A 1,166-nucleotide genomic window follows, 5' to 3' on the forward strand; every position below is an offset into this window, starting at 1 on the left:
CGTCGGGATCCGGCCGCGCCTCGGGTCGTGCATCGCAGCGCGCGGGTCGCGTTGCGGGTGACGCCCGGGCAGCGGCGGCGTTGTTTCGGGCTGCTGCGCTGCGCCGGTGACGTGTGGGCGTGTGTGTTGGAGGTCAACGCGTGGCGGCGCCGCCGTCACGACGTGGCGCTGTCCGGTTATCAGGAGTTGTGCCGGGAGTTGGCGGCGTCGGGGCCGGGCACGTTCGCCCAGCTGGATTGCGTGGGTGCTCGGTCGGTGGTGCGTCGGTTTTCGGATGCGTGGTTCGCGGCGGCGAAGCGCCGCAAGGCCGGTGACCTGTCGGCGCGGTTCCCGCGTCGTCGGCGGGGGCTGGTGCCGGTGCGCTGGTATCACGGCACGTTCACCCTCGACGGACGCAGAGTCCGGATCCCCACAGCCAAAGGCAGTGCGCCGTTGTGGGTGCGCGTGGCGCGGGAGGTGCCGTATCCGCTCGAGCAGGTCCGGTCGGTCACGCTGCTGTGTGAGGGCGGCCGCCTGTTCCTCGACGTCACCGCCGAGGTGCCGGTGGCGCTCTACCCGCTCGGCGAGGAACCGGACCCGGCCCGGGTGGCCGGGGTGGACCTGGGGATCATCCACCCGTACGCCGTGGCCGGCCCCGGCGGGCAAGGGTTGCTGGTGTCGGGGCGGGCGATCCGCGCCGAACACCGCATGCACCTTGCCGACACCAAGGCCCGCCGCCGTGTGGTGGCCCGCCGGGCGCCGAAGCCGGGCCAGAAGGGGTCGCGGCGGTGGCGGCAGTACCGGCGTCGGGCACGGCTCGTGCAGGGCCGGCATCGCCGGCGGGTCCGTCAGGCCCAGCACGAAAGCGCCTGCACGGTGATCTCCTGGGCGCTGCGGCAGCGGGTCGGTGTCCTGCACGTCGGGGATCCCCGCGGTGTGCTGGACCTTCCTGCCGGGCGGCGGCACAACCTGCGGCTACGGCAGTGGCAGATCGGCCGCCTGATCCAGATTCTCATCGACAAGGCCACCCTGGCCGGTATCACCGTCCGGCTGGTCAACGAACGCGGCACCTCGTCCACCTGCCCCGCCTGCGCAAAGCGGGTGCCGAAACCTCGGGGGCGGACCCTGTCCTGCCCGCACTGCGCATTCTCCGGCCACCGTGACCTGGTCGCGGCGGCCAGCATCGC

The 1,166-nt window shown here is 73.2% G+C and carries 1 protein-coding gene; it reads left to right on the plus strand.

Annotation, left to right across the window (positions count from 1 at the left end; translation table 11 throughout):
- Window positions 1-27: 27 nt before the first annotated feature.
- On the plus strand, window positions 28-1,166 hold a 1,139-nt coding region (locus tag NCC78_RS31805; protein ID WP_250799164.1), incomplete at its 3' end, for an RNA-guided endonuclease InsQ/TnpB family protein.

The organism is Micromonospora phytophila (assembly GCF_023656545.1).
GTDB classification, from domain to species: Bacteria; Actinomycetota; Actinomycetes; order Mycobacteriales; family Micromonosporaceae; genus Micromonospora; species Micromonospora phytophila.